The sequence below is a fragment of the Methanomassiliicoccales archaeon genome (assembly GCA_036504055.1).
Taxonomy (GTDB): Archaea; Thermoplasmatota; Thermoplasmata; order Methanomassiliicoccales; family UBA472; genus DASXVU01.
Window position 1 is genome coordinate 47,809 of sequence record DASXVU010000031.1, and the last position, 20,833, is coordinate 68,641.

Sequence of the window (20,833 nt, forward strand, 5' to 3'; positions counted from 1 at the left end):
AGTTTGATATTGTATGACGGTATAAAAACATTGATTTAGAGTTCAAACCACATGGGAAAGCAAGGCGTGTCCCACCATCCGTTCTCACGCGGCCTTAATGGTCCACGTCAAAGTAAGGACTGGCTTTGTTCTCGACCAAGCGAAAGCCATATTAACGAATATTTGTTAAACGTCCTTGAAATGTTCGATATTGGCCTCGTTGGTCTTAGTGATCGCGATAGGCCTGACCATTTTGATGTCGATGCACAAGGAATGAGTGATGCCGAATGAAGGTGGTCGAAGTAAACGCGTTCCATTATCCATACATGGGTGGAATCGAACATCGCATACACCACCAGTCCCAAAGGTTGGGGAAGAAGCACAAGGTGACCGTCCTCACCTCCCGACTGCCGGACACGCCTGAAAGGGAAAGGATGGACAATTATGATGTGGTGCGGCTCGACTCGCGCTTTGTGAACTTCTACAATCCCCCCCATGTCATCACTCCAGGCATCCTCGAAGCGATCGAGGAACTGGACCCGGACATCGTTGATTTTCACTATAGATGGTCGGGAACCTACAACAAGGCAGCACGTTCCTATAGGGGAGCAAAGACGTTCACGTTCCACAACACATTCGGGGAGGGCGTTGGACTGCTGAGGCCGTTCTCACTCCTCAATGACGCCCTTTGGAAGCCTCATCTCCTGAAATTCGAGAAAATCATCTGCGTCAGTGAGTTCGTCCGGAAAGACCTTATCTCCAGAGGCTTCGGTCCCGATCAGCTGGAGGTCGTTTCCAGCTGCATTGAGATGCCTCTCCCGCGAGAGCAGAGGGAAGAGGATTACATCCTGTTCGTGGGAAGATTGGTCGCGACCAAGGGCATTCCTTACATCTTGCATGCGATGAGAGAGGTCGATACCCGCCTGGTGATATGCGGAGACGGCCCATCCCGGCATAGCCTTGAAAGGATGGCGGCCAAACTCGGGGTGGAAAAAAAGGTAAGATTCGAAGGAAGGGTCTCAGAGGAAAGAAAGGCCGACCTGTTCGCCGGATGCAAGATGCTGGTCATGCCCTCGCTCTTCGAATCCCTGGGTCTGGCCGCGGCAGAGGCGATGTCGTACGGGAAGCCCGTGATAGCTTCGACATCGGGCGGACTGCCGGAAGTGGTGGGGAAGGGAGGCCTGGTGGTTCCGCCCCGTGACTCAAAAAAGCTGGCTGAGGCAATTAGGAGCCTGCTTGAAGATGAAGAACTTAGACATTCCCTTGGGGCGAAGGCGAAGGAGATAGCCGCGCAATACTCATGGGACCTGGAAGTGGAACGGATAGAGAGCATCTATTCAAGTCTAGTGTCAGGATCAAAATAAAAGGAAAATTGTTTGGAAAAGAGATCCACCCGGTCACGCGATGGAGACCAGGGTGATCGTGAAGCTCAACGTCTTTCCGATCAGCTCGGTGTTGGCATTCCGCTGTGCCGTCCCTGAGGCTACGTTCACATTGTCCAGGATGAACAAGGTACCTCTAGAGTCTACGCCACGGACCATTCCCGAGTCACTGTCCTTTATGTCGTGGACAAGGACGATCTGCCCTTCCGCTGAGATGGAGGTATCCACGGTCGTGACGGTGATGTTCCATCCGGAGGCGCTTTGGGTCGAGTTGCTGAAGATGAGATAGCTCTGTCCCTGTACCGGGGAGTTCTGTACCCTGACAATGTCTGCGTCCGAGTTGGCAAGCAGCACATTGACCGGCCACTTGTAGACCGGGTCGGTGACCGTCATCCCAGCCACGGCCGTTACGGAATATTTGGTTATGAACTGGGAGAACGACATGTTCTCATAGACGTTCTTGGTCTCGGTGAGATTGAAGTTTGTGACCTTGCTCAGGACCAGGTTTCCATATGCCTCCGAAGGGGGAATGGTGACCGTCTTGGTCTCGCCAACCTTCATTCCGATCACCGCATTGTTGAAACCGGCGATGAGGGAGCCCGATCCCACGGTGAACGGCAGCGGGATATAGGACGAGTTGGACCTAAGCGCAAAGGACAATGACTTGGGAACAGACGCATCGTTCGCCACGCTCTGTAGCGAGGTATCGAAGACTCTTCCATCCGCAAGCTTGCCAGTGTAATCGACCTTGACCGTGTCCCCGGTGGCGACGGTGCGGTTCTTTTTGTTCGTATCTTCCTGGTTTCCCTGGTAAAGTACTATGACGAGCGTGCTTGCACTCAGCATGACTAGGACGATGATTATGATCAGCGCCGTCTTTGCCAGACCGCTCGTGTCATTCTTCAACTTCTTCGGGAACATAGTGATTACAGGGCACGCAATCGATTCTCTGCACTTAAACCTTGTCGTTATAGCTGGCTATGGCCTTGAGGCTCCTCCGGCAACCCACAATTTTCCAAGGGCTCACGCTCATGGAGAAACCATAGTGCCCTAATCTGACTTGATCCTCCCATCGAAGATGAATGTGGATTCCCGCTTGAGGCACGAAAAAAGCTATGGCCAGTCCCTAGGAATATTCAAGGAGGACATACCTTCCGGACATTCTTTTTATATCACACTGGCGTTTATTGGCACAGTCAAGAATGGCGATAAGATGAAGACCCTTTACATTCACGCCGATTATATGGAGTACGAATCCAAGAAACCTACTCCAGTGGCAGAGAAGGACATTCCCGAGGACATGCACAAGGGCCGTGCCGAAGAAGTGCTCGTCGCATTCACCACCGTGGAGAAGCAGGACCAGGACAATGTCGAGGAAGTAGCCGAGCTGGCGGTCAAGAACCTGCTCGACGTCTTTGCCAAGGTCAAGGCGGAAAGGGTCATGCTTTACCCGTATGCACATCTCTCCTCGGAGCTTTCCGACCCTGAGACGGCCAAGAAGACGCTGAGGACCATGGAGTCACTGCTAAAGGACAAGGGAGTGGAGGTGTCCCGGGCGCCGTTCGGTTGGTATAAGGCGTTCAAGATCAGCTGCAAAGGTCACCCGCTTTCCGAGCTGTCGCGAGAGATCAGGGTGGCGCCGAAGAAGTCTGCGCCGACGGAACAGATCGACAATATCGCGCTGCTGAAGCAGATATCCAAGGCCAAGCTCAGCAAGGAGAACCTCAAGGACAATGACCACCGGATACTGGGTCAGAAACTGGACCTGTTCAGCTTCTATGACGTGGCCCCGGGGATGGTGTTCTGGCATGCCAAGGGGTTGACCATCAGGAACGCCCTGATCGATTTCTGGCGGGACGAGCATCGCAAGGCCGGCTACCAGGAGATCAAGACCCCTCAGATCATGAGCGATATTCTGTGGAAGGTGTCCGGTCACTGGGAGCACTATAAGGACAATATCTTCCTCACCAGTTACGACGAGCGACAGTTCTGCGCCAAACCGATGAACTGTCCCGGAGGGATCCTGGTCTTCAACAGCAAGGAAAGGAGCTACCGGGAACTGCCGCTGCGGATGTCGGAGCTCGGAGAGGTCCACCGGGTGGAGCTGTCGGGAGTCCTGTCCGGGCTGTTCCGGGTCATCCAGTTCACCCAGGATGATGCCCATATCTACTGCATGGAGGAACAGCTGGAGAGCGAGATCAACAGCATCATCAACCTCATCGACAAGTTCTACAAGCTATTCGGTTTCGAATATCGGATGGAGCTGTCGACGAAACCGGATAACTCCATGGGAGACCCACTTCTGTGGGAGAAGGCAGAGAGCACCCTGAAGAGAGTGCTTGACGGCAGGAACGTCAAGTATGAGATAAATGCCGGGGATGGGGCATTCTATGGGCCGAAGATCGATTTCAAGATACGGGACTCTCTGAACCGGGAATGGCAGACGGCGACCATACAGCTGGATTTCCAGATGCCGGAAAGATTCCAGATCAAATACGCCGGTGATGATGGGAAGATGCATCAGCCGATCATGCTGCACCGGACCGTCTACGGTTCGTTGGAACGCTTCATCGGCATCCTGCTGGAACACATGAATGGCAACCTGCCAGTGTGGCTTGCGCCGGTCCAGGTCCGGGTCATATCGTTCCGGGAAAACAATAACAAGTCCACCGAGGCGGTCCATCAGAGGCTCTTCGACCTGGGATTCCGCGTCGAAATGGACCTCAGCCCCGGGACGGTCGAGGGTAAGATCAGGGACGCAGAGATGCAGAAGATACCTTACATCATCGTGATGGGCGACAAAGAAGAACAATCCAACACCCTGGCGATAAGGCGGCATGGAGCCAAAGGAGCGAAGTTCGGGGTCAAGCTCGAGGATTTCGAGACCCAGCTGAAGGAAGAGTGCAGCCTGAAACGACTTTCCTGATCATCTCATGCAGCCGAGAACGGCCACATCAACCATGTAATGAGACGTGTTCGGAGGCTATATTCGATTCCGGGCGATGTCCGGAGAGGCCAGGCTAAGAAGCCTTTGAGCGTTGGAGAAAATAAGAAATCAGACCTTTTTCATGGGACTGATATAAGAATGAAAGTAGGAATGGGATCAATTCCTGTTCCCATCACCTTTGCCGGCCTTATGTTCATCAGCCTACCGTAGGGTGACCAATGGTGTGGCGTAGTAGGACGGAGTAATGAAACTGACCGATGTCGACGACCCGTATGAAGGGACTATTTTGACCGTCGCTGCGGTGGTGTAGCCCAGGTTCAGTCCGGTTATTGTGACAGTAACCAGGTCCCCCTGCGAAACGACACGGTTATCGTCGGTCCATGTCGCGGCCGAACCGGTCGTGTTCGCCCCGTAGGTCGAATTGACGGCTGCACCGCTGGCCGTGGCAGACCCCGCTGCAAAGTTCAGCCTGGCATTTGTGTTGCCACTGACGACTTGGATAGAGACCGGGTCCATATTGATATTAGGGCTTCCAGCTTGGAGCCTCATCTGGATGATGAGATCGGTGATCTGGCTATATCCAGCGTTGACCTTGCCGGTGACATCCTGGACGACGAATCCGGAGGCGACGTTGTTGATGGCCTGATTTCCGGTGTTCTGGGCCTGCTCCCTTACCTTATTGGCCGTACCGATCAGCACGGAGGCGGCCATCGCCGCGATCAGGATCATGGCGATGAAAATTATCATTGTTCCAACCCCCATTTCACCGCGCCTATTCTTTTTCAACCAGATCTTTTTCATATTCTCACCGATCTTTCGATGACCACTAGTGGCACTGCGGCTCGCTAGAATATTGTCTTCCCATAAGTTACCGGAAAGCTGTCTATATGAACCTGGTAGTGCAGAATGTCATTATCGATACTGAGAATTGGACCGGAATCGGAACGTCTGGCTATATGAAGTGTGTTTCGAATCATATCATTATCCAAAGTGGCGGTTGAATTCTGTGGTCCGAGCAAAATGGAAATGCGGATCCTTGATGGCGCCCATTTCCTAGCTCCATCATCCGAGGTTTTTATCGAAGGCATATGGAACTTCATTCAGGAAGGACACCTCGTTAACCGATTGAACAGAAGCTTAACCGAGAATTCTGAACGCGGTCCGAGTGCCGCTCGGTTGCCGGAAAAGAAGAAAATAACGAAAGGAAGGGGTTTCGGGAGACCGAGGACGCTCTCAGTCTCGGCCGATGGCCGCGACCACTGCATCGCCCATCTCGCTGGTCGTCGCCTTTCCGCCGAGGTCCTGGGTGTATACACCCTGGTCCAGGGCGGCCCTGACGGCCTTGAAGATGACATCCCCCAGGTCCCGACGGCCCAGGTTGTCCAGCATCAGTTTTGCTGCCAGAATGGTGGCGATCGGGTTGATCCGGTTCATGCCCTTGTACTTCGGGGCGCTGCCATGGACCGGCTCGAACATGGAGATGCCCTTGGGGTTAACGTTCCCGCCAGGTGCCAGGCCCAGTCCTCCAGTGACCTCCGCGAGCAGGTCTGTGACGATGTCACCGAACATGTTCGGTGCCGCGATCACCCTGAACTTGTCAGGGTTCTTCACGAGCGCCATCGTCATCGCATCGACGTACATGTAGCTCAGCTCCACGTTCGCCTGCTTGCACTTCTCTGTCCAGACGTCCCTCCACAGGCCGTAGATGTTGCTGCAGACGTTCGCCTTGTCGATGACGGTGATCTTCTTTTCGCCGATCATCTTGCAGTAGGTCAGGTTGAAGTCGGCGAACCTCTCGATGTTCTTGCGGGACATCATTCCGATCTCGAACGCGAACTCGTCCTTGGCGTCGGCGTCGGCCTGGAGCTGGACCCTCATGTCGTACAGGTTCCTCTTGATCTGCATGTTCAGCTTGCCGTGGCCTTCCTGGACCCTTCCGCCGATGCCGACGTAGTAGTCCTCGGTGTTCTCACGGAACACATCGATGTTGAAATCCATGTCCCTCTTCAGGCGGCCGAATGGCTTCCATAGCGGGGCTGGACGGTGATTGATGAACTGGTCGAACTGGAATCGGAGCGCCAGCAGTATGCCCTTCTCCAGGACGCCCGGTTTGACCCGGTCGTCCCCGACCGCTCCAAGGTAGATGGTGTCGAACTTCTTCAGCTGCTCCACGTCCTCGGCGGTCAGCAGCTTGCCGGTGCGCAGATACCTCTCGGAATTGATGTCCATCTCTTGGAAGTCGAACTGCACCGAGTAGTTCTCGGACAGTTTCCGCAGCACCTTCATTCCCTCGCTCACTACCTCTGGTCCGATGCCGTCTCCTGGCAGGACAGCTACTTTGAACATCTCTTTTCCTCCTTTATCTTGGCCATCAGGCCGCCTTTCTCGATCAGGTCCTGCACGAACGGCGGGAACGGATCGAACTTCCACTCCTTCTTCTGGGTCTCGTTCTTGATCATCCCGATCTCGAAATCGACGGAAAGGACATCCCCTTCCACTGCCTCGATCTTGCATTGCACCGGCAGCAGACCCACATTGATCGAGTTCCGGTAGAATATCCTGGCATAGCTCTCTGCCACGACACAGGATACTCCCATCTGGAGCAGCGCCCGTGGGGCATGCTCTCGGCTCGAGCCGCTTCCGAAGTTGCGCCCGGCCACGATGACATCGCCCTTCTTCACCTTCGCCGCCATGCCCGGCCTTACCTTCTCGAAGGCGAACGTGCCCAGCTTATCGTTGTTGTCGCTGGTCAAGCGTTCCGCCGGGATTATCTGGTCGGTGTCGACGTGATCCCCGAACAGCCAGACCTTGCCCTTGATTTTCTGCATATCGATCACTCATCCTTGACATCTGAAGGCAGGGATATCTTGCCGGTCAGCGCGCTGGCGGCCACTACTGCCGGCCCAGCCAGGTAGACCTCGGACTCCTTGTGGCCCATACGGCCGATGAAGTTACGGTTGGTGGTGCTGACGCATTTCTCGCCTTTTGCGAGCACGCCCATGTGCCCTCCCAGGCAGGCGGCGCAGGTCGGGCCGGAGACGAAGGCGCCGGCGTCCACGAACACTTTTAGCAATCCCTCTTCCATCGCCTGCTTGAAAACCTTGACACTTGCTGGAACGACTATCATGCGGACACCGTCCTTGACCTTCTTCCCCCGCATGATCTCGGCGGCTATCCTCAGGTCCTCGATCCGGCCGTTGGTGCACGAGCCGAGGAACGCCTGGTCGATCTCCACGTCCACATCCTTCACCTTCCTTCCGTTGGAAGGCAGGTGGGGCAATGCGACCATCGGTTCCAGCTCGGATAGGTCATACTCCAGCGTCTGCGAGTATCTTGCCCCGTCATCGGCGTAGACCGCCTTGAAGCCTTCCCGTCTGGAGGCTTTCATGAAGGCTATGGTGGCGGCGTCGGTCGGGAATATTCCCGCCTTCCCGCCAGCCTCGATGGCCATATTACATATCGTCATCCGGTCCGCGACACTGACCGCGGATATCCCGGAGCCTCCGAACTCCAGGGTTTTGTATGTGGCACCGTCCACGCCGATGTCGGATATGATCTTGAGGATCAGGTCCTTCCCCCCGACATACTGGTTGAACCGGCCCTTGAGCAGTATATGCACCGATTCCGGCACCCTGAACCAGAGCCGGCCAGTGGCGAACACCGCGGCTGCCTCGCTCGACCCAACGCCGGTGGAGAATGCGTTCAGAGCACCGTAGGTGCAGGTGTGTGAGTCGGCACCGACGATCAGGCGACCGGGCGCGGCGAACCCTTCGTCCACCATGACCTGATGGCAGACTCCGCCCCTTCCCACCTCATAGTAGTTCTCTATCCTCCATTTCTTGGCGAACTGGCGCATCTCCTTTGCCTGTTGTGCGGAGGCTATGTCCTTGTTCGGGACGAAGTGGTCCGGGATCAGCACTATCCTTTCCCTCATGGGCTCACAACCCAGCGCCTCGAACTCCTGGAATGCCAGCGGTCCGGTGACGTCGTTCACCATGACATAGTCCACCTCCGCCTCCACTATATCGCCCGCATGGGCGTCAGTGCCGGACTTCAAGGACATTATCTTCTCTGAAATGGTCTTCGGATCATTGTTGCTCATCTTGTTTCCTCCATCATGCGCCCTTGCGGGCATATAGCCGGTCGATGGCCTCCATGGTCGCTTCGACCGATGTAAGTACGATGTCGGTGCCGATGCTCTTGCCTATGGACATGACGCTGCCCTCCCCGTTCATCCTCAGTTTCACCATGACCTCGCACAGCGAATCGCTCCCGCCGGTGATGGCACTGAGACGGTATTCCACCAGGGTCAGTTTGTCGCTGACCGCGCTCTTGATCGCGTTCAGGGCGGCATCCACCGGTCCTATGCCGATGTTGGAGCTCCTGCGCACGTCCCCATCGATATCGATCACCACCGTCGATGTGGGGGTGATGTTCATCCCGGTAAGCACGGTGAACTCTTTGAGCTTTATCTTATGCTCTTCCCTTGCCGTCTGTCCGACGATGTGCGATGCCAGCGCCACCAGTTCCGCGTCGTCCACTTCCTTTCCGCTCTCGGCCAGCTTCTTGACCTTCTCGACGACCTCGGCCACCTTTTCATCGGAGATGTCGATGCCGTATTCCTTAAGCTTCTGGGTGATCGAGTGCGCCCCGCTGTGCTTCCCCAGCACGATGGTGCGCTGCATGCCGACCAGCTCCGGTCGGAAGGCCTCGTAGGTCGACGGGTCCTTGAGGACGCCATGAACGTGGATCCCGGACTCGTGGGCGAAGGCATGGCTCCCCACGATGGGCTTGTTGTCCGGGACCGGGATGCCAGTGATCCGGGAGACCAGCTTGGAGGTGTAACCGATGCGCTTGGTGTCGATGTTCGTCGGGAGGTTATAGAAGGCCATCAGCCCGAGGACGACCTCTTCCAGTGCCGCGTTCCCAGCCCTTTCGCCCAGACCGTTGATGCAGACATGCACCTGGCTGGCCCCCTGCCGCACCGCTGCCAGTGAGTTCGCCACGGCCAGACCGAAATCGTCGTGGCAATGGATCGCCAGAGGCACCTTGGTGAATTTCATGACCTCTCCCACCAGATACTCCATCGCCGACGGCGACATGGTTCCAACGGTGTCCGGCAGATTGATCTTGTCCACCCCGGCATTCTGTACCGCGGTATGCATCTGCCTAAGGAAATCCAGGTCCGTCCTGGTCCCGTCCTCGCACGACATCTCGACCGTGAGACCGTGGGACTTGGCGTACTCAACCGTCTCCACTGCCTTGTCCAGCACCTGCTCTCTCGTCATCTTGAGCTTGTGCTTCAGGTGGATGTCGGATGTGGCGATGAACGTGTGCACGTAATCGAGCCCGCAGTCCAGCACCGCATCGATGTCTGCCTTGGTCGATCTGGCCAGTCCGCACACCCGGGCGTTGAGCTTGAGGCCGGCGATCTTTCTGATAGCCTCCCTCTCCCCGGCCGAGGTTATCGGGAATCCAGCCTCTATGACATCAACCCCGAGATCGCTGAGCGCCGATGCGATCTTCACCTTGTCGTCGATCGAGAAAGCGATGCCCGGCGTCTGCTCTCCGTCCCGGAGGGTGGTGTCAAAGATCAGGACCTTCTTCGGCAACGAACTGGACAGGGCATATTTGTTGAATTGGCTGGTATAGATGCTCTTCCTGTAATCCTCGATTTTTTCCGAGTCCTGACTATCGTTCGTTCGAAGGTCGTCCATTATAACCACCTCTGAAGGATCGGGTCGCAGCAATGGGTCGCACTAGAGACGCAAAAGACAGTAGATACTGTAGTGGATAGCGCTCATTGCCGTTCCTTACCTTACGGGTTACTCAGTAACTTTAGTATTATATATAATTCTTGTCAGACAAAGACCACACTTGCTTCGTGAGCTTCGACATGGGCTTTTCTGAAGGACCGCTTGCCAGGGTCAGACGCCCCTTTTGTCGCCCCATATCAGCTTGTGCAGCTGCGGGAGAACCCTTACGTTCAGCTTCTTCTTGAGCACGAAATCGGCCACCGGTTCCAATGCCAATCCGCCCACTGGCGTGAATATGACGGTGCACTCGACCTTGTTCTCCTTCAGCATCTTGACGGCGTACATCATATCCTCCCGGTCCGCCACGATGAACTTCAACTGGTCGATGGGAGAAAGGAGCTCCAGATTGGAGAGGTCCATCTGTTCGGCCATGCCCGACGAGGGGCACTTTATGTCCATGCTGATCATCATGTTCATCGAACAGGGTAGATCCTCGAGGGATAGCGAACCGTTCGTCTCCACGGAGACGTGGTAGCCTGCGTTCAACAGGTCATCGATCAGCCTCACCGATTCCTTCTGATAGAGAGGTTCCCCACCGGTAACGCAAACATGATGGATCTCATATTCCTTGACCTTGGCCAGTATCTCCGGGACGGACATCTCGTCCCCTCCCTTCTTGGAATAAGGGGTATCGCACCACGCGCATTCCAGGTTACATCCGACCGTCCGTATGAACACTGTCGGGGTGCCTATCAGCGTGCCCTCGCCCTGGAGCGACCTAAAAATCTCGCATATCTTCATGGATGATCACTCGTAATCGATCTCGTCCTGGTATCCGGCGTCTGCGAAGCCTTTGAGCCTGAGCAGGCAGGAATCGCATCTTCCGCACGCCTTTTCCCCGCCCTGATAGCAGCTCCACGTCAGGTGCAGAGGAGCCTTGAGCTTCTTGCCCAGGCGGACGATGTCCTCCTTGGTCGAGCGCAGTATCGGATGCTCGATGATTATCGGGGCGCCTTCGACGCCTGCCTTGGTCCCGACCTTGAGAACGGTCTCGAAGGCACGGAAGAACTCGGGCCTGCAGTCCGGGTAGCCCGAATAGTCGATGGCGTTGGCGCCTATGAATATCCGGTCCGCGTCCACGCTCTCTGCCAGACCGGCCGCTATGCTGAGGAAGATGATGTTCCTGGCCGGAACATAGGTTATGGGAATGTCGTCCCCGATCTCCGCGGTCGATCCCCTCTCCGGCACCTCGATGTCACTCCTGGTCAGCGCGCTCCGGAAACTGCTCAGGTCGAGGTCCAGGACCACGTGGTGCTTCAGGCCATAGTGCTTGACCACCGCCTTGGCCGCGTCCAATTCACGTATGTGCCTCTGCCCATATCTTATCGTCAACGGGACCACGTCATATCCTTCCGAGAGGGCATAGGCCAGGGTCACCGTTGAATCAAGCCCGCCAGACAGCAATGAGACCGCTTTCATTCAGATCACCGAAAAATCATGGATGGCCCAGGCGCTCTGTCCCAATTCCTCATCGATGCCCACCTCGAGGCGGGATACGTTCTTCGGGAATTCGACCTGCTCCAATAATCTCAACAGGAACAATCGCGCCAGCTCTTCCGCGCTGGACTCTTCCGTGTCCAGAAGGACCACGTCCTCGGCCGGGAAGACATACCGTTTGTGGTTCGCCTTCACGAAAACCTCCTCGCCCACGGAAACGGTTATCCTTTTGGAGTTGGCCGGTATGAGGACGCGATGGTCCAGGTCGTCGGCTATTTCTCGGAGGGCTTTCTTGAGCGGGATGAAGTCCATGATCATCCCGTGTTCGCCGATCGAACCATGAAGCTTGATGCTGACGACGTAGGAGTGGCCATGCAATCGGCCGCACTTCTCGTGACCAGCTATGAAATGGCAAGCGGAGAATTTGACACCCGCATGCTCTCCATCTATCTCGAGTCGCATGTTATCCATTCTCTATTCCCTCCTTGCCTATTAGCCTTTTCTCGCACCCGGATGTCCTCCGGGATGACCGCCGGCCTGGCCACCTGGGTGTCCTCCCGGATGTCCGGACCTGGCTGACGGGTCGCCTAAAAGCGCAGAAGCCAGCGCTATTGAGTCGACAAAGGACACCTTTGCCCTTGAGGTGTCTACGAAGACCTTGTCCAGATTGACGATCGGAGCCCCCATCGATCTGCCTCCGTCCACCAGGTGCATGGTACGGAAGATCAGGTTACCGGATATGCCGTCCGGAGCAATGATGAAGTTCTTCCGCTTGACCGCCTCCTCTATCAGGATCTCACAATGGATTGCATCGAGACCCTGCGCCCTTCCGATCCGGGCGACCTCCTCGGCATCGTCGATGGAACGGTCCACGACCGGAGACCTTCCCTTGTCCGAGAGCCTTCCCCCAGACAGGACGCCGATGGCGGGAACGACCCCCATCCTGCGGATCATCCTGGAGCCCAGCTGCATGATCTCGACCTTCTGTTCGACGGTCCATCCCTCGTCCACCCCGACTGGGGCCAGAAAGAATATGGAACCTCCCCGGGGCTGCATCAGTGCGACACGCAGCACATGGTCCAGTCCGAACGATCTCTTCACCTCGGACATGGCGTCCTTGGAATCCAATGTTCCCCTGACCGCCGCATCGATCTCACCTTTCTTCAAGGCCTGGACGAGTTCCTCGGCATCGTCGAACATGGTGGTCACACCATATTTGCTGGCATTGGCGATGGTAACGCTGGATTCGACATTCTCTTCGTCGGAACCTACACCTATGCCGATCTTCCGCTCAGTGCTCTTGGCAACTTTGAAAATGAGCTCAGGGCTGACCATGACGAAAGGTCGATGCATCCGGCACTATTCGATTATTTTGGTGCTAAGGCAAGTCTCTTAGTTCGCCCGCATTTCCCTGAAAGGCCTTGTATCATCCTAGGATGGTGTCCATCCGGTACTGTTCCCAGGACCGCTCCCCTAGGACTATCTCCAGCTCCATGGGTGTGATGATCGGCTTTGGATAGCGGAGGTAATCATCTATGGCCAATCGAGGACATGCTGTGGAGACATAGACATCCGCCTGGTAGGGCAACAGATAGTCAGGTCGCACCTCGTTCATGACGATGATGTTGGAACCAAGACCCTTGGCCCGAAGCTTGTCGCTGATGTCCAACGCCATGGATAATCGGTTCTGGCCGAGCTTGGACGACACGATGATCAGGAATTCCTTGGCGTTGTGGCACCGGGCGATGGCCCCATGGCGCTGCCTCAGGATCTTATCCTTCAACCCTTCAAGCTCCCGTACCTCGTTCATGACCGGATCGAGCACGATGACCTGTTTGTTGGTCTCGATGGCCACCTCGAGCGGGTGGAAGTTCCCGCTGCCAATGTAGATGTATTGTTCCACCTCATGGTCGATGTTGGTGGCCGCAGTGACGTTGCAGCCGAGCACTTGACCTTCACGGTTGAGACGGCTATCCCCCATGCCCACCTTGACGGTCTTGCCATGTTCGTTGAGCCAACGGGTGGCTTCAGGCAATTGTCTCAGGTGCTGGATGGTGGTGAAGAGCCCGATCCTTTCCTTAAGCCTGGGGGCTGCCTTCTCCAACAGATCAGTGACGTCAAAATCAAATCCCACCTCGATGAAAAGGACCCGGTCGCCGACATTCATCGACGGTATCTCAGCATGGCCGATATGGACCAGGACGTCGCCCAGGTTCCGATACTCGGAATAGACATCACATGCCCCGTAGCACGGGTCTCCGAGGATCAGACATTTGGCCGAGGTCCTGGACTCGATCTCAGCAGATATCTGCTGGGCATAGACCTTGAGCCCTTCAGGCATCTGAAGAACAACCGATCTTGCGCCCTTTCGGGTCACGAACTTGGCGATGTCCTCAAAATGAAAATCGTACATGGGACGCTCCGGTTCAGAAAGAGGAGCGCCCATTAAAAAAGGTTTAGTGGATGATCTCGCCGTTCTGCTCGATATGCATGTAGGTCGGAGTGGGGAGCTTGATGGAAGCGCTCCACAGTGCATCCTTGGCGGCCGTGAGCGAGGTTATTGGAACCCTCACGATCATCAGGATGTCGCCGGCCTGCACACGGGCAGCGGTACCGACCGCCTTTCCGAATGCCGCTCTCATACCGCTCGAGACACGGTCCGCGCCTGCCCCGGTTGCGAGCTTGTTCTCGCGGAGGACATGGTGCGGGTACGGCCTGATCTTCAAGTGGTAGCCGGTGGCACCGGCGTTCTTGGTCAGGAGCCTGTTCGCCGAGATACGGGCCGCCTCGAGCGAGGTGTGCCTGATCTGGCATGGCTCTTTGGCCTTCAGTTCGATAGTTACGGCGAAGTCACCGTTCGGGACTCCCAAGTCATAGGTATTGATACGGTTGGCAGGGACTCCACCCATGTATTCCCTGCGACAGTATGCCTGACCTCTTATCTGACGGTACATCCTTCCGGGCTTGCGTGCCATGATTAATCACCTAAATACAGTTATAACGACGGGAAGGCTAGATTAGTGTTTTCCTATATAAGATTGATGTAATGGGAACCTGCCAGATGATCGACGCCTCAGAATCTGAGGAAGTCCCAGCATATTCGCAAAAAAACGAAGCGCACCGCAACATCAATATGCTTTCGGTGTCAAATCGCCACTCATGGAGACCATGCTTATGATCGGAGGCGCCGACCTCCTTCCAAGAATAGAACCACTTTGGTGCGAACTGAGGGATCTTCACTCTTCGAAGTCTGCGCATTTCTCGGACGATGTCCGGGATATGGAGTTCGATTCCAGACGGTTGGGATTGTTGGAAAAGTCCTTCGGAGGCCATATCCTGGTCCAGATCATCAGCCTTTCCGGGACGTCCGAGCCTAAAGATGTAGCATACTGCATTTCCACAGTGTCCCTTAACGGAATAGCGGAGATCGATTCCATCTATGTAGCCGAAGGGTACCGCAACAACGGACTGGGCGGAAAATTGGTCAATGGTGCCATTGAATGGATCGATGAGCATGACATCAAGGAGGTCCGCGCTTCGGTCGTCTGGGGGAACGAAGAGGTGCTACCGTTCTACGAGCGTTATGGTCTCTATCCAAGGAGCATCGTGTTGTTGAGGAAATGATAGACTTCCTTGACACCGTACAATAGAATTGGAGTGACTCTACGTAGCCTGATCCGCATAGTCTGACCTTGTCATCGGTTTTAGACCATAACGGATCGGTGCCCGGCGTTCCGCTTATATCTTCTTCTTGATCTTAGAACCCAATCCGGTGATATCCTTCTTGAGCTCTCCCCCATGCTCCTTGATCTCTTCTCCAGCCTTGTGCACGCCTTCTTTCAGCTTATCGTCGATCTCGAATTTTCCTTTCTTCTCTGCCATTTGACCACCTACAAATATTCTTGTGAGTCCTGCCTATTTTTAATTTTGCCATTTGTGAAAATTTCTCAAATTGCGTTTAATATTACAATTAGACTATTGCCGATTGATTTCCTTCGATGTAATCCTACCACAGCCCTTCTAAAACCGTCAGGTCACCCATTTGGATCTTAGAACTGGGTGGAAGAAGCCCACCAATTATCCGCCAGTTGTTATTCGGGGGAAAGCTATTTGTTCCACGCTCTATGCCTGGCTCAGCCCTGAGGGGCCAGTTTTGCCCGTCAGTCTGAGAAGTTCCTCTAGGACCTCTTGAAGGCGTTTGTTCTTGGCCGGATCTTCCAACGCGACCGACATATCTGGTTTCGGCACTTCCGATAGCTTGTCCATTGCGTCCCGCATGTCGTCCGCCTGCACGCCGATATACGCCTTGAAGGTCGTTCCCGAGTCCTCGTGCCTGAGTATCATTGCAATCGTTTCTATCGGCACTCCTCGACGCCATATCCGGTTGCCACAGGTCCGGCGCAGATCGTGCGTCTTGAACGCTATACCGGCCTGCTCCGAGAGCTTCCCCATCAGCCAGTTTATTGCGTCCCAGGTCATCGGCACCAGGTAGTCGCCGGTCCTGCGGTGTTTCACCCTGCATAGCAGATAAGGTGAATCCGTCCCTGTCCTCGCGACCATCGACGCCCTGATCTTCATCCAGAGTTGGAGCAGAGACCTCGTGATCTTGTTCAACATCTGAAGTTCGACCTTGCCTCCGTTCCTGCCCTTGCCCAAGATCTCCGATTCTCCTGTCGCAAGGAACTCCTCGGCGTTTTCCACCGTCAGATTGCACATGTCCACCGAACGAAGACCGTTGTCCACGCCCAGGGAATAGATCAGTTCGGTCATCAGGCCCAATTCGTTCGCGACAGTCCTGATCTTCGCCACCGGACCTTCGCGAAGGAATATCCCGCCCCGATAGATGCTCTGATGGACAGATATCCTCCACTTGAAGGCGTCCTTGTTCCCACACCATTGCAGGAATGCTCGGACCATAGTTGTCTTCTGATGGATCGTCGACTCGATTCCGAACATCTCGGATTCGAGCGACTTCATCTGGTCGAGCCTTATGTCCTTCGGGTTCGGATACCCGAGGATGTTCCCGGCCTCTTCCGTATATCTCCGATACTTCCTGATCGTTTTCGAGTCGACGATTCCGTTCAGGTTCTCCGGAAGATCCTCCTCTTTTGGTCTTAAGGTGTTTAACCACTCTCTCTGATGCCGGTGGAACTTGTTCCGCTCCTTGTACGGCATACTCAGGACCTCCTAGCGATGCCTGAAAACTTGATTCTATCGAAGAACACATCACTCCGCCCCCTGGACCTCGACGGCGAGGAGATCATATTCCTTCGGCCGCTTCTTTTCCAGTGTCCAGACCTCACCGCACGAGCTACAGACGTGCTTCCCGGAGTCGACGGTGACAAGCCACTCACTGCCGCAGAAGGGGCAAGGTTCCTTGTCGTCGGCCATCAGCGATCACCCGCCGTGATCTCGTCGACGGGCTTGGATGGCTTGATGAAACGGTTGGCGAAGTCGTCGCACTTCCCGCACTTCGAGCAGTCCTCGTTGGCCTCATGGAAACAGCGGACAACGAGACGGGAGCAGTCGGTATCCTTACCGCAGTTGTCACAGCAGTCTCGGCGGTGTTCCGCCTCGCGCCTGATCTCGGGTTGAGAGATCTCAGGACGGATCCGGGCAAAATCATAGTTGCTGAGAGAGGGTTGGGCGGAGGGCATCACTTACCACGCTCCTCTTCTATGAGACCGACCCGTTCCTTTTCCTCCCCACAATGGGAGCAACGACATGATCCAGGATGTCCCTTCTTTCTTGAGCAGTGGTGAGCATCACCGTAGTAGATGGTCTGGTGCTTCGCGCACTTCCCCCATTCCCGGCCGCACCTTTCGAAGAAGTTACCACGTCCGGCCATCAGTGACCACGCTCCTCTTCGAGCGCGTCGAGACGCAACCCCAAGGACACGATCTGACGATGGAGGCGGTCCTTTTCCTCACGTTCCTTGGCGAGTTCGAAGCGGAGGACGCCCACCTGCTCCCTGAGCCTAGAAACGTCATCCTGCGCGTTCTGCGCACCTTCCGCGATGGCGGATAGCTCGGAGAGGGGAAGAGTGTCCCTAATAGGCCGAAGATCGCTCCCTGCGAAAGAAGCGGCCATCAGTGACCGCCTCCGCAGGTGGCTTTCTTCGGGCATTTGACGCATTGCTGAGGCCCGGAGATCTCGCCGAGGTCGCAGAACCACTTGATGGCCATGCTCAGACCTCCAGGGCCATGAGGCGGACCTCAAGATTGTTCAGCCGGTCCTTGGCGGTGCGGATGTCCTGCTTGAGGAGCTTGATGTCGTTCTCGCGGTGCGCGTTCTTTGCTGGTGAGGCGACGATCAGCGCCATGCCGGAGACCTTGGCGAAATCCTTGACGTTGCTTACGCGCTGAGATCCTTTGGCGGTGATCTCGTAGGTCTTCCTCATCTGAGGGTATCCGGCGACGTGATGGAGGCCTTCGTCGACCATTCCGTCTGCGAGAAGGGTCTTTAGCTCGATGGATGCGTGCGCCCTGGTGATGATGAGCGCCTGACCGACGCCGTCCTGGGTGATCTCGAAGGGGGCCGAGTAGTCGTTACGTTTGCCTCTGTTGGCGTCCAGATGGATCAGGATGCGTTCCTGCACGGTGAGGGTGTTCATGCTCACACGCTCCTGACGCGCAGAACCTTCGAGTATTCCCTGCCGGTAGCTCGGCGACAGTCGATACACCGCCAGCGCTCGTTCATGCCGCACTGGATCTTTGGATCATAGACGCACCACTTGGTGCCGTCCTCCTCGATCAATGCGATACGGAACGAGAATGTGAGCTTGGGAGGGCGTACCGGCGCGACCTTGGGTTCGGCCTTGACGGGTCGGACGGATCGTCCCTTCGACCGGACGGTGCCCCAGCGGAGGAGCTTGGCAATGACGCGGTTGACCCTGCCGACGGTGATCCCGAGTTCCCAGGCGATCTCCTTGCTGGTGTGGTCGGGATAGAGCTTGGCGATGCTTTCCTCCAGATCGATCTCTTGATGATCCGACTGGTCGGAAGGGAGGGGTTCGGATCCCGATGAGCACTCCATTCAGGCCGCCCCCATGAGGTACCGGATGTAGTCGGCGACCGGTCCGTCCGGAAGAGGGGTGAGCGGGTTGACGATGATGGTGTCGGCGTCGAGGTCGACGATGGTGTCCCCGTTCCTCCTAAGCCTGGCCTTGAACTCGTCATCAGGGAAGAGGACCAGCATGTTGAAAGGAGACTTGGCGTCGTCGATGAGCGCGTCGAGGAGATCCTGCGAAAAGGGTATGTCGACAGGCGCGTCCTGCGTCACCGGGCAAGATCCGGGCATGCCGCCATCGTTATCGTCAAAGCGGAACGTGTTGGAGATCCTGCGGCGCTTCCCCGCGGACTCCTCGATCAGGATGCGTTGCTCGTCCAGCGGTAGCTCGTGAAGCTTCCGCGACCTTTGCATAGCTGTCTCTGTCGTCATGTGGATCAACTTACCGAAAATGTTTGGAAGGGAGGACTGGCCGGGGGTGAAACAAGAAAGGGCGGCCAGCCGTTCAGAGGAATGGCACACCAGGCCGGAATATAGGTCGTCGGGATGGAAGGTCCGGGCGGCCTGGTGGCGGTCAGATGAAATCACGAGGATACCGGCTGCCTACGGAGCGGGACGATCAGGACGTTCCCCTTGTCATCCTTGACCAGATCAACAGAGTCGCCCTCTTGGATCTCTAGATAGTCGGTTACTTCCGTACCCAGACAGATTCGCAAGCCTGTGGTCACAGTTGTGGTTTTCAGTTTCTCCATGGTATTGCACTCCGTATTCAACTTAGAATACAGAATACGGTAATAAGGTTAAATGGTTTTCTATGTTCAATACAGAATACGAAATATAATGACACCCCCGATAAATGTGGTATCTGAGTGCTGATGGCAATACAGAAGTCGATTTCCCTACTGGCCGAGCGTTACGCGGTCACGTTCTTGTTGTTCTTGTTCGATAAGAACAAAGTCATGAGTTCGGAGGCAAAATCGATTTCTGGCAATTATTATACGACAGCTGAGCTAGCTAGAAAGATGGAAACAGCTGGGTTAATTGAGATTCAAACGGTTCAGAAGCCCTACCTGACAAATTATTACAGCATCACAGAAAAAGGGAAAAAAGTAGCTGAGAAGCTCCTCGAAGCGGAACAAATCATCGGCACCTCTTGATTCCCTTTGCTGGGCACTCTGGTGCTCTCATCGAAGCAAGGCCCAAAGACTCCGCGATCTGCACGTTGCTGTCGCCCTTGATGGCGATTATGATCTGCTCATGCACCTTGATCGCTGGGCAGTCATCAAGGCATTCAGCGGGCAGGTGCGCGAGCATTAACTCGTGAGCAGTTTCCATTAATTTCTCTGTCTGGATGTCGTACATATCCTTCAACTTCCATGAGATGGCAGAAAATGAAGCGGTTAAGGGGTTTGCGGGGAGAGGTGAGCGAAAGTGAATCCTTTAAACGCAACTATTATTGGTCTGAGGTTGATACTCAACACGCGGTGGGAAATTGACGTCAAATGACAGAATTATCTTAGACACTATACTCAAGCAAAAGAAAGAAAAATTATCTCCAGAATCTAAAGAAGATGAGTTCTTTGAACTGTTTGTTTTTGATCAGGTTCTGAAGAACTATGATATGTCGTTTGACGAATTGAAAACAGGAAGGACAGGTGATTATGAAGACGGTGGTGTCGATGGTTTTTTCATATTTATAAACGAATCATTAATAGATGAAAAAATCAAGAAATCTGAATATAAACAGAATCCGAAAATAGATCTATTCATTATTCAAGCAAAACGGGAAAAAGGTTTTACCGAGGGTGTCATCGAGAAATTACTGGCCACGTCAAAGGATACTTTGGATCTTGCGAAAGACGTCAAACCCCCTACCTATCACTATAATGAAAAGGTTGTAGAGTCAATCGGTCTATTCAAAGCGACCTATCTTTGTCTTGTAGACTTACATCCTTCATTATTCGTTCATTTTGTTTATGCTTGCAAGGGTGAAACCAAAACTATCAATTCGAACATGAACAGCCGCTTGGAATTATTAAGACAGACGGTTGGGGATTTATTTGATAAAAAAACAAAAGTCGAAGTGCAAATGCTCGGGGCACACGAATTACTTGATTTGTCATATGTGGAAAAAACGTACACTCTACAATTGACTTTCTTCGAAAATTCCTTGTCGAAGGTACAACAGGGTTCCTCAAATTATGTTGTTCTCAGTAGTCTGCCTGATTTCTATAAGTTTATTACTGATCCGGAGAACAATCTTA

The 20,833-nt window shown here is 54.7% G+C and carries 29 protein-coding genes; 7 read left to right on the forward strand and 22 right to left on the reverse strand.

Annotated elements, in window-relative coordinates; translation table 11 throughout:
- The first annotated feature begins 51 nt into the window (after positions 1-51).
- Entirely contained in the window at positions 52-270 is a 219-nt protein-coding gene (locus VGK23_07215; protein ID HEY3420324.1) for a hypothetical protein, read from the forward strand.
- Entirely contained in the window at positions 267-1,343 is a 1,077-nt protein-coding gene (locus VGK23_07220) for a glycosyltransferase family 4 protein (GenBank protein ID HEY3420325.1), read from the forward strand. The genes VGK23_07215 and VGK23_07220 overlap by 4 nt, the downstream gene beginning before the upstream one ends.
- A 33-nt stretch (positions 1,344-1,376) precedes the next feature.
- Here the strand turns inward: VGK23_07220 and VGK23_07225 are convergent, their stop codons facing one another.
- On the reverse strand, positions 1,377-2,282 hold the full coding sequence (locus VGK23_07225; protein HEY3420326.1) for an FKBP-type peptidyl-prolyl cis-trans isomerase: 906 nt from the start codon (positions 2,280-2,282) through the stop codon (positions 1,377-1,379).
- A 292-nt stretch (positions 2,283-2,574) separates the two neighbouring features.
- Here VGK23_07225 and thrS point away from each other — a divergent pair, with 292 nt between their 5' ends.
- The gene (thrS, locus tag VGK23_07230; protein ID HEY3420327.1) at positions 2,575-4,287 is read left to right on the forward strand and encodes a threonine--tRNA ligase; all 1,713 of its coding nucleotides are present in this window, start codon (positions 2,575-2,577) and stop codon (positions 4,285-4,287) included.
- 222 nt (positions 4,288-4,509) lie between these two features.
- Here thrS and VGK23_07235 read toward each other — a convergent pair whose 3' ends face one another.
- From VGK23_07235 to VGK23_07285, 11 genes are all read right to left on the reverse strand, one after another.
- Positions 4,510-5,109 carry an archaellin/type IV pilin N-terminal domain-containing protein gene (locus VGK23_07235; GenBank protein HEY3420328.1) on the reverse strand — a complete coding sequence of 200 codons (600 nt, stop codon included), beginning with the start codon at positions 5,107-5,109 and terminating at the stop codon, positions 4,510-4,512.
- Between the two features lie 432 nt (positions 5,110-5,541).
- Entirely contained in the window at positions 5,542-6,654 is a 1,113-nt protein-coding gene (locus tag VGK23_07240; protein HEY3420329.1) for an isocitrate/isopropylmalate dehydrogenase family protein, read from the reverse strand.
- On the reverse strand, positions 6,642-7,136 hold the full coding sequence (locus VGK23_07245; protein ID HEY3420330.1) for a 3-isopropylmalate dehydratase: 495 nt from the start codon (positions 7,134-7,136) through the stop codon (positions 6,642-6,644). Before VGK23_07245 ends, VGK23_07240 begins: the two co-directional genes overlap by 13 nt.
- 5 nt (positions 7,137-7,141) lie before the next feature.
- The gene (locus VGK23_07250; protein HEY3420331.1) at positions 7,142-8,410 is read right to left on the reverse strand and encodes a 3-isopropylmalate dehydratase large subunit; all 1,269 of its coding nucleotides are present in this window, start codon (positions 8,408-8,410) and stop codon (positions 7,142-7,144) included.
- 13 nt (positions 8,411-8,423) lie between these two features.
- Positions 8,424-10,025, reverse strand: a complete 1,602-nt coding sequence (locus tag VGK23_07255; protein ID HEY3420332.1) for a 2-isopropylmalate synthase — start codon at positions 10,023-10,025, stop codon at positions 8,424-8,426.
- A gap of 210 nt (positions 10,026-10,235) precedes the next feature.
- The gene (locus VGK23_07260; GenBank protein ID HEY3420333.1) at positions 10,236-10,865 is read right to left on the reverse strand and encodes a radical SAM protein; all 630 of its coding nucleotides are present in this window, start codon (positions 10,863-10,865) and stop codon (positions 10,236-10,238) included.
- A gap of 6 nt (positions 10,866-10,871) precedes the next feature.
- Positions 10,872-11,543 carry a 7-cyano-7-deazaguanine synthase QueC gene (gene queC, locus VGK23_07265; protein HEY3420334.1) on the reverse strand — a complete coding sequence of 224 codons (672 nt, stop codon included), beginning with the start codon at positions 11,541-11,543 and terminating at the stop codon, positions 10,872-10,874.
- On the reverse strand, positions 11,544-12,032 hold the full coding sequence (locus tag VGK23_07270) for a 6-carboxytetrahydropterin synthase (protein HEY3420335.1): 489 nt from the start codon (positions 12,030-12,032) through the stop codon (positions 11,544-11,546). It abuts the gene before it with no gap.
- 21 nt (positions 12,033-12,053) lie between these two features.
- Positions 12,054-12,896, reverse strand: a complete 843-nt coding sequence (mtxX, locus tag VGK23_07275; protein HEY3420336.1) for a methanogenesis marker protein Mmp4/MtxX — start codon at positions 12,894-12,896, stop codon at positions 12,054-12,056.
- 91 nt (positions 12,897-12,987) lie between these two features.
- Positions 12,988-14,007, reverse strand: coding sequence for a diphthamide biosynthesis enzyme Dph2 (gene dph2, locus VGK23_07280; GenBank protein ID HEY3420337.1), 1,020 nt, complete (start codon positions 14,005-14,007; stop codon positions 12,988-12,990).
- A gap of 10 nt (positions 14,008-14,017) precedes the next feature.
- Entirely contained in the window at positions 14,018-14,536 is a 519-nt protein-coding gene (locus VGK23_07285; protein HEY3420338.1) for a 50S ribosomal protein L16, read from the reverse strand.
- Between the two features lie 184 nt (positions 14,537-14,720).
- Here VGK23_07285 and VGK23_07290 point away from each other — a divergent pair, with 184 nt between their 5' ends.
- Entirely contained in the window at positions 14,721-15,185 is a 465-nt protein-coding gene (locus VGK23_07290) for a GNAT family N-acetyltransferase (GenBank protein HEY3420339.1), read from the forward strand.
- A 114-nt stretch (positions 15,186-15,299) separates the two neighbouring features.
- Here VGK23_07290 and VGK23_07295 read toward each other — a convergent pair whose 3' ends face one another.
- The 5 genes from VGK23_07295 to VGK23_07315 all read right to left on the reverse strand — a co-directional run bounded on the left by VGK23_07295 (position 15,300) and on the right by VGK23_07315 (position 17,409).
- A complete protein-coding gene (locus tag VGK23_07295; protein HEY3420340.1) occupies positions 15,300-15,443 on the reverse strand; it encodes a hypothetical protein in 144 nt (47 codons plus the stop codon).
- Positions 15,444-15,683: 240 nt separating this feature from the next.
- A complete protein-coding gene (locus VGK23_07300) occupies positions 15,684-16,736 on the reverse strand; it encodes a tyrosine-type recombinase/integrase (protein ID HEY3420341.1) in 1,053 nt (350 codons plus the stop codon).
- Positions 16,737-16,787: 51 nt separating this feature from the next.
- Positions 16,788-16,952: a hypothetical protein gene (locus VGK23_07305; GenBank protein ID HEY3420342.1), complete on the reverse strand. Its 165-nt coding sequence runs from the start codon at positions 16,950-16,952 to the stop codon at positions 16,788-16,790.
- Positions 16,952-17,218 (reverse strand): hypothetical protein, encoded by a 267-nt coding sequence (locus VGK23_07310; protein ID HEY3420343.1) that lies wholly within the window; start codon positions 17,216-17,218, stop codon positions 16,952-16,954. Before VGK23_07310 ends, VGK23_07305 begins: the two co-directional genes overlap by 1 nt.
- Positions 17,218-17,409, reverse strand: coding sequence for a hypothetical protein (locus VGK23_07315; protein HEY3420344.1), 192 nt, complete (start codon positions 17,407-17,409; stop codon positions 17,218-17,220). Before VGK23_07315 ends, VGK23_07310 begins: the two co-directional genes overlap by 1 nt.
- A gap of 2 nt (positions 17,410-17,411) precedes the next feature.
- Between VGK23_07315 and VGK23_07320 the strand changes: the two genes are divergently transcribed.
- Positions 17,412-17,588 (forward strand): hypothetical protein, encoded by a 177-nt coding sequence (locus VGK23_07320; protein HEY3420345.1) that lies wholly within the window; start codon positions 17,412-17,414, stop codon positions 17,586-17,588.
- Positions 17,589-17,748: 160 nt separating this feature from the next.
- Here the strand turns inward: VGK23_07320 and VGK23_07325 are convergent, their stop codons facing one another.
- From VGK23_07325 to VGK23_07340, 4 genes are read right to left on the reverse strand one after another with little or no spacing between them, the layout of a single operon-like run.
- Positions 17,749-18,174 (reverse strand): hypothetical protein, encoded by a 426-nt coding sequence (locus tag VGK23_07325; protein ID HEY3420346.1) that lies wholly within the window; start codon positions 18,172-18,174, stop codon positions 17,749-17,751.
- Positions 18,175-18,176: 2 nt separating this feature from the next.
- Positions 18,177-18,596, reverse strand: a complete 420-nt coding sequence (locus VGK23_07330) for a hypothetical protein (GenBank protein HEY3420347.1) — start codon at positions 18,594-18,596, stop codon at positions 18,177-18,179.
- A complete protein-coding gene (locus VGK23_07335) occupies positions 18,597-19,157 on the reverse strand; it encodes a hypothetical protein (GenBank protein ID HEY3420348.1) in 561 nt (186 codons plus the stop codon).
- Positions 19,154-19,321, reverse strand: coding sequence for a hypothetical protein (locus VGK23_07340; GenBank protein ID HEY3420349.1), 168 nt, complete (start codon positions 19,319-19,321; stop codon positions 19,154-19,156). The genes VGK23_07335 and VGK23_07340 overlap by 4 nt, the downstream gene beginning before the upstream one ends.
- A 123-nt stretch (positions 19,322-19,444) precedes the next feature.
- Here VGK23_07340 and VGK23_07345 point away from each other — a divergent pair, with 123 nt between their 5' ends.
- Positions 19,445-19,726 (forward strand): hypothetical protein, encoded by a 282-nt coding sequence (locus VGK23_07345; GenBank protein ID HEY3420350.1) that lies wholly within the window; start codon positions 19,445-19,447, stop codon positions 19,724-19,726.
- On the opposite strand, the gene VGK23_07350 is transcribed toward VGK23_07345, so the two are convergent.
- Positions 19,710-19,883 carry a hypothetical protein gene (locus tag VGK23_07350; protein HEY3420351.1) on the reverse strand — a complete coding sequence of 58 codons (174 nt, stop codon included), beginning with the start codon at positions 19,881-19,883 and terminating at the stop codon, positions 19,710-19,712. The two genes, VGK23_07345 and VGK23_07350, sit on opposite strands and share 17 nt — an antisense overlap.
- Positions 19,884-20,061: 178 nt before the next feature.
- Here VGK23_07350 and VGK23_07355 point away from each other — a divergent pair.
- Positions 20,062-20,833: hypothetical protein (locus VGK23_07355; protein ID HEY3420352.1), on the forward strand; the 772-nt coding region annotated here is incomplete at its 3' end.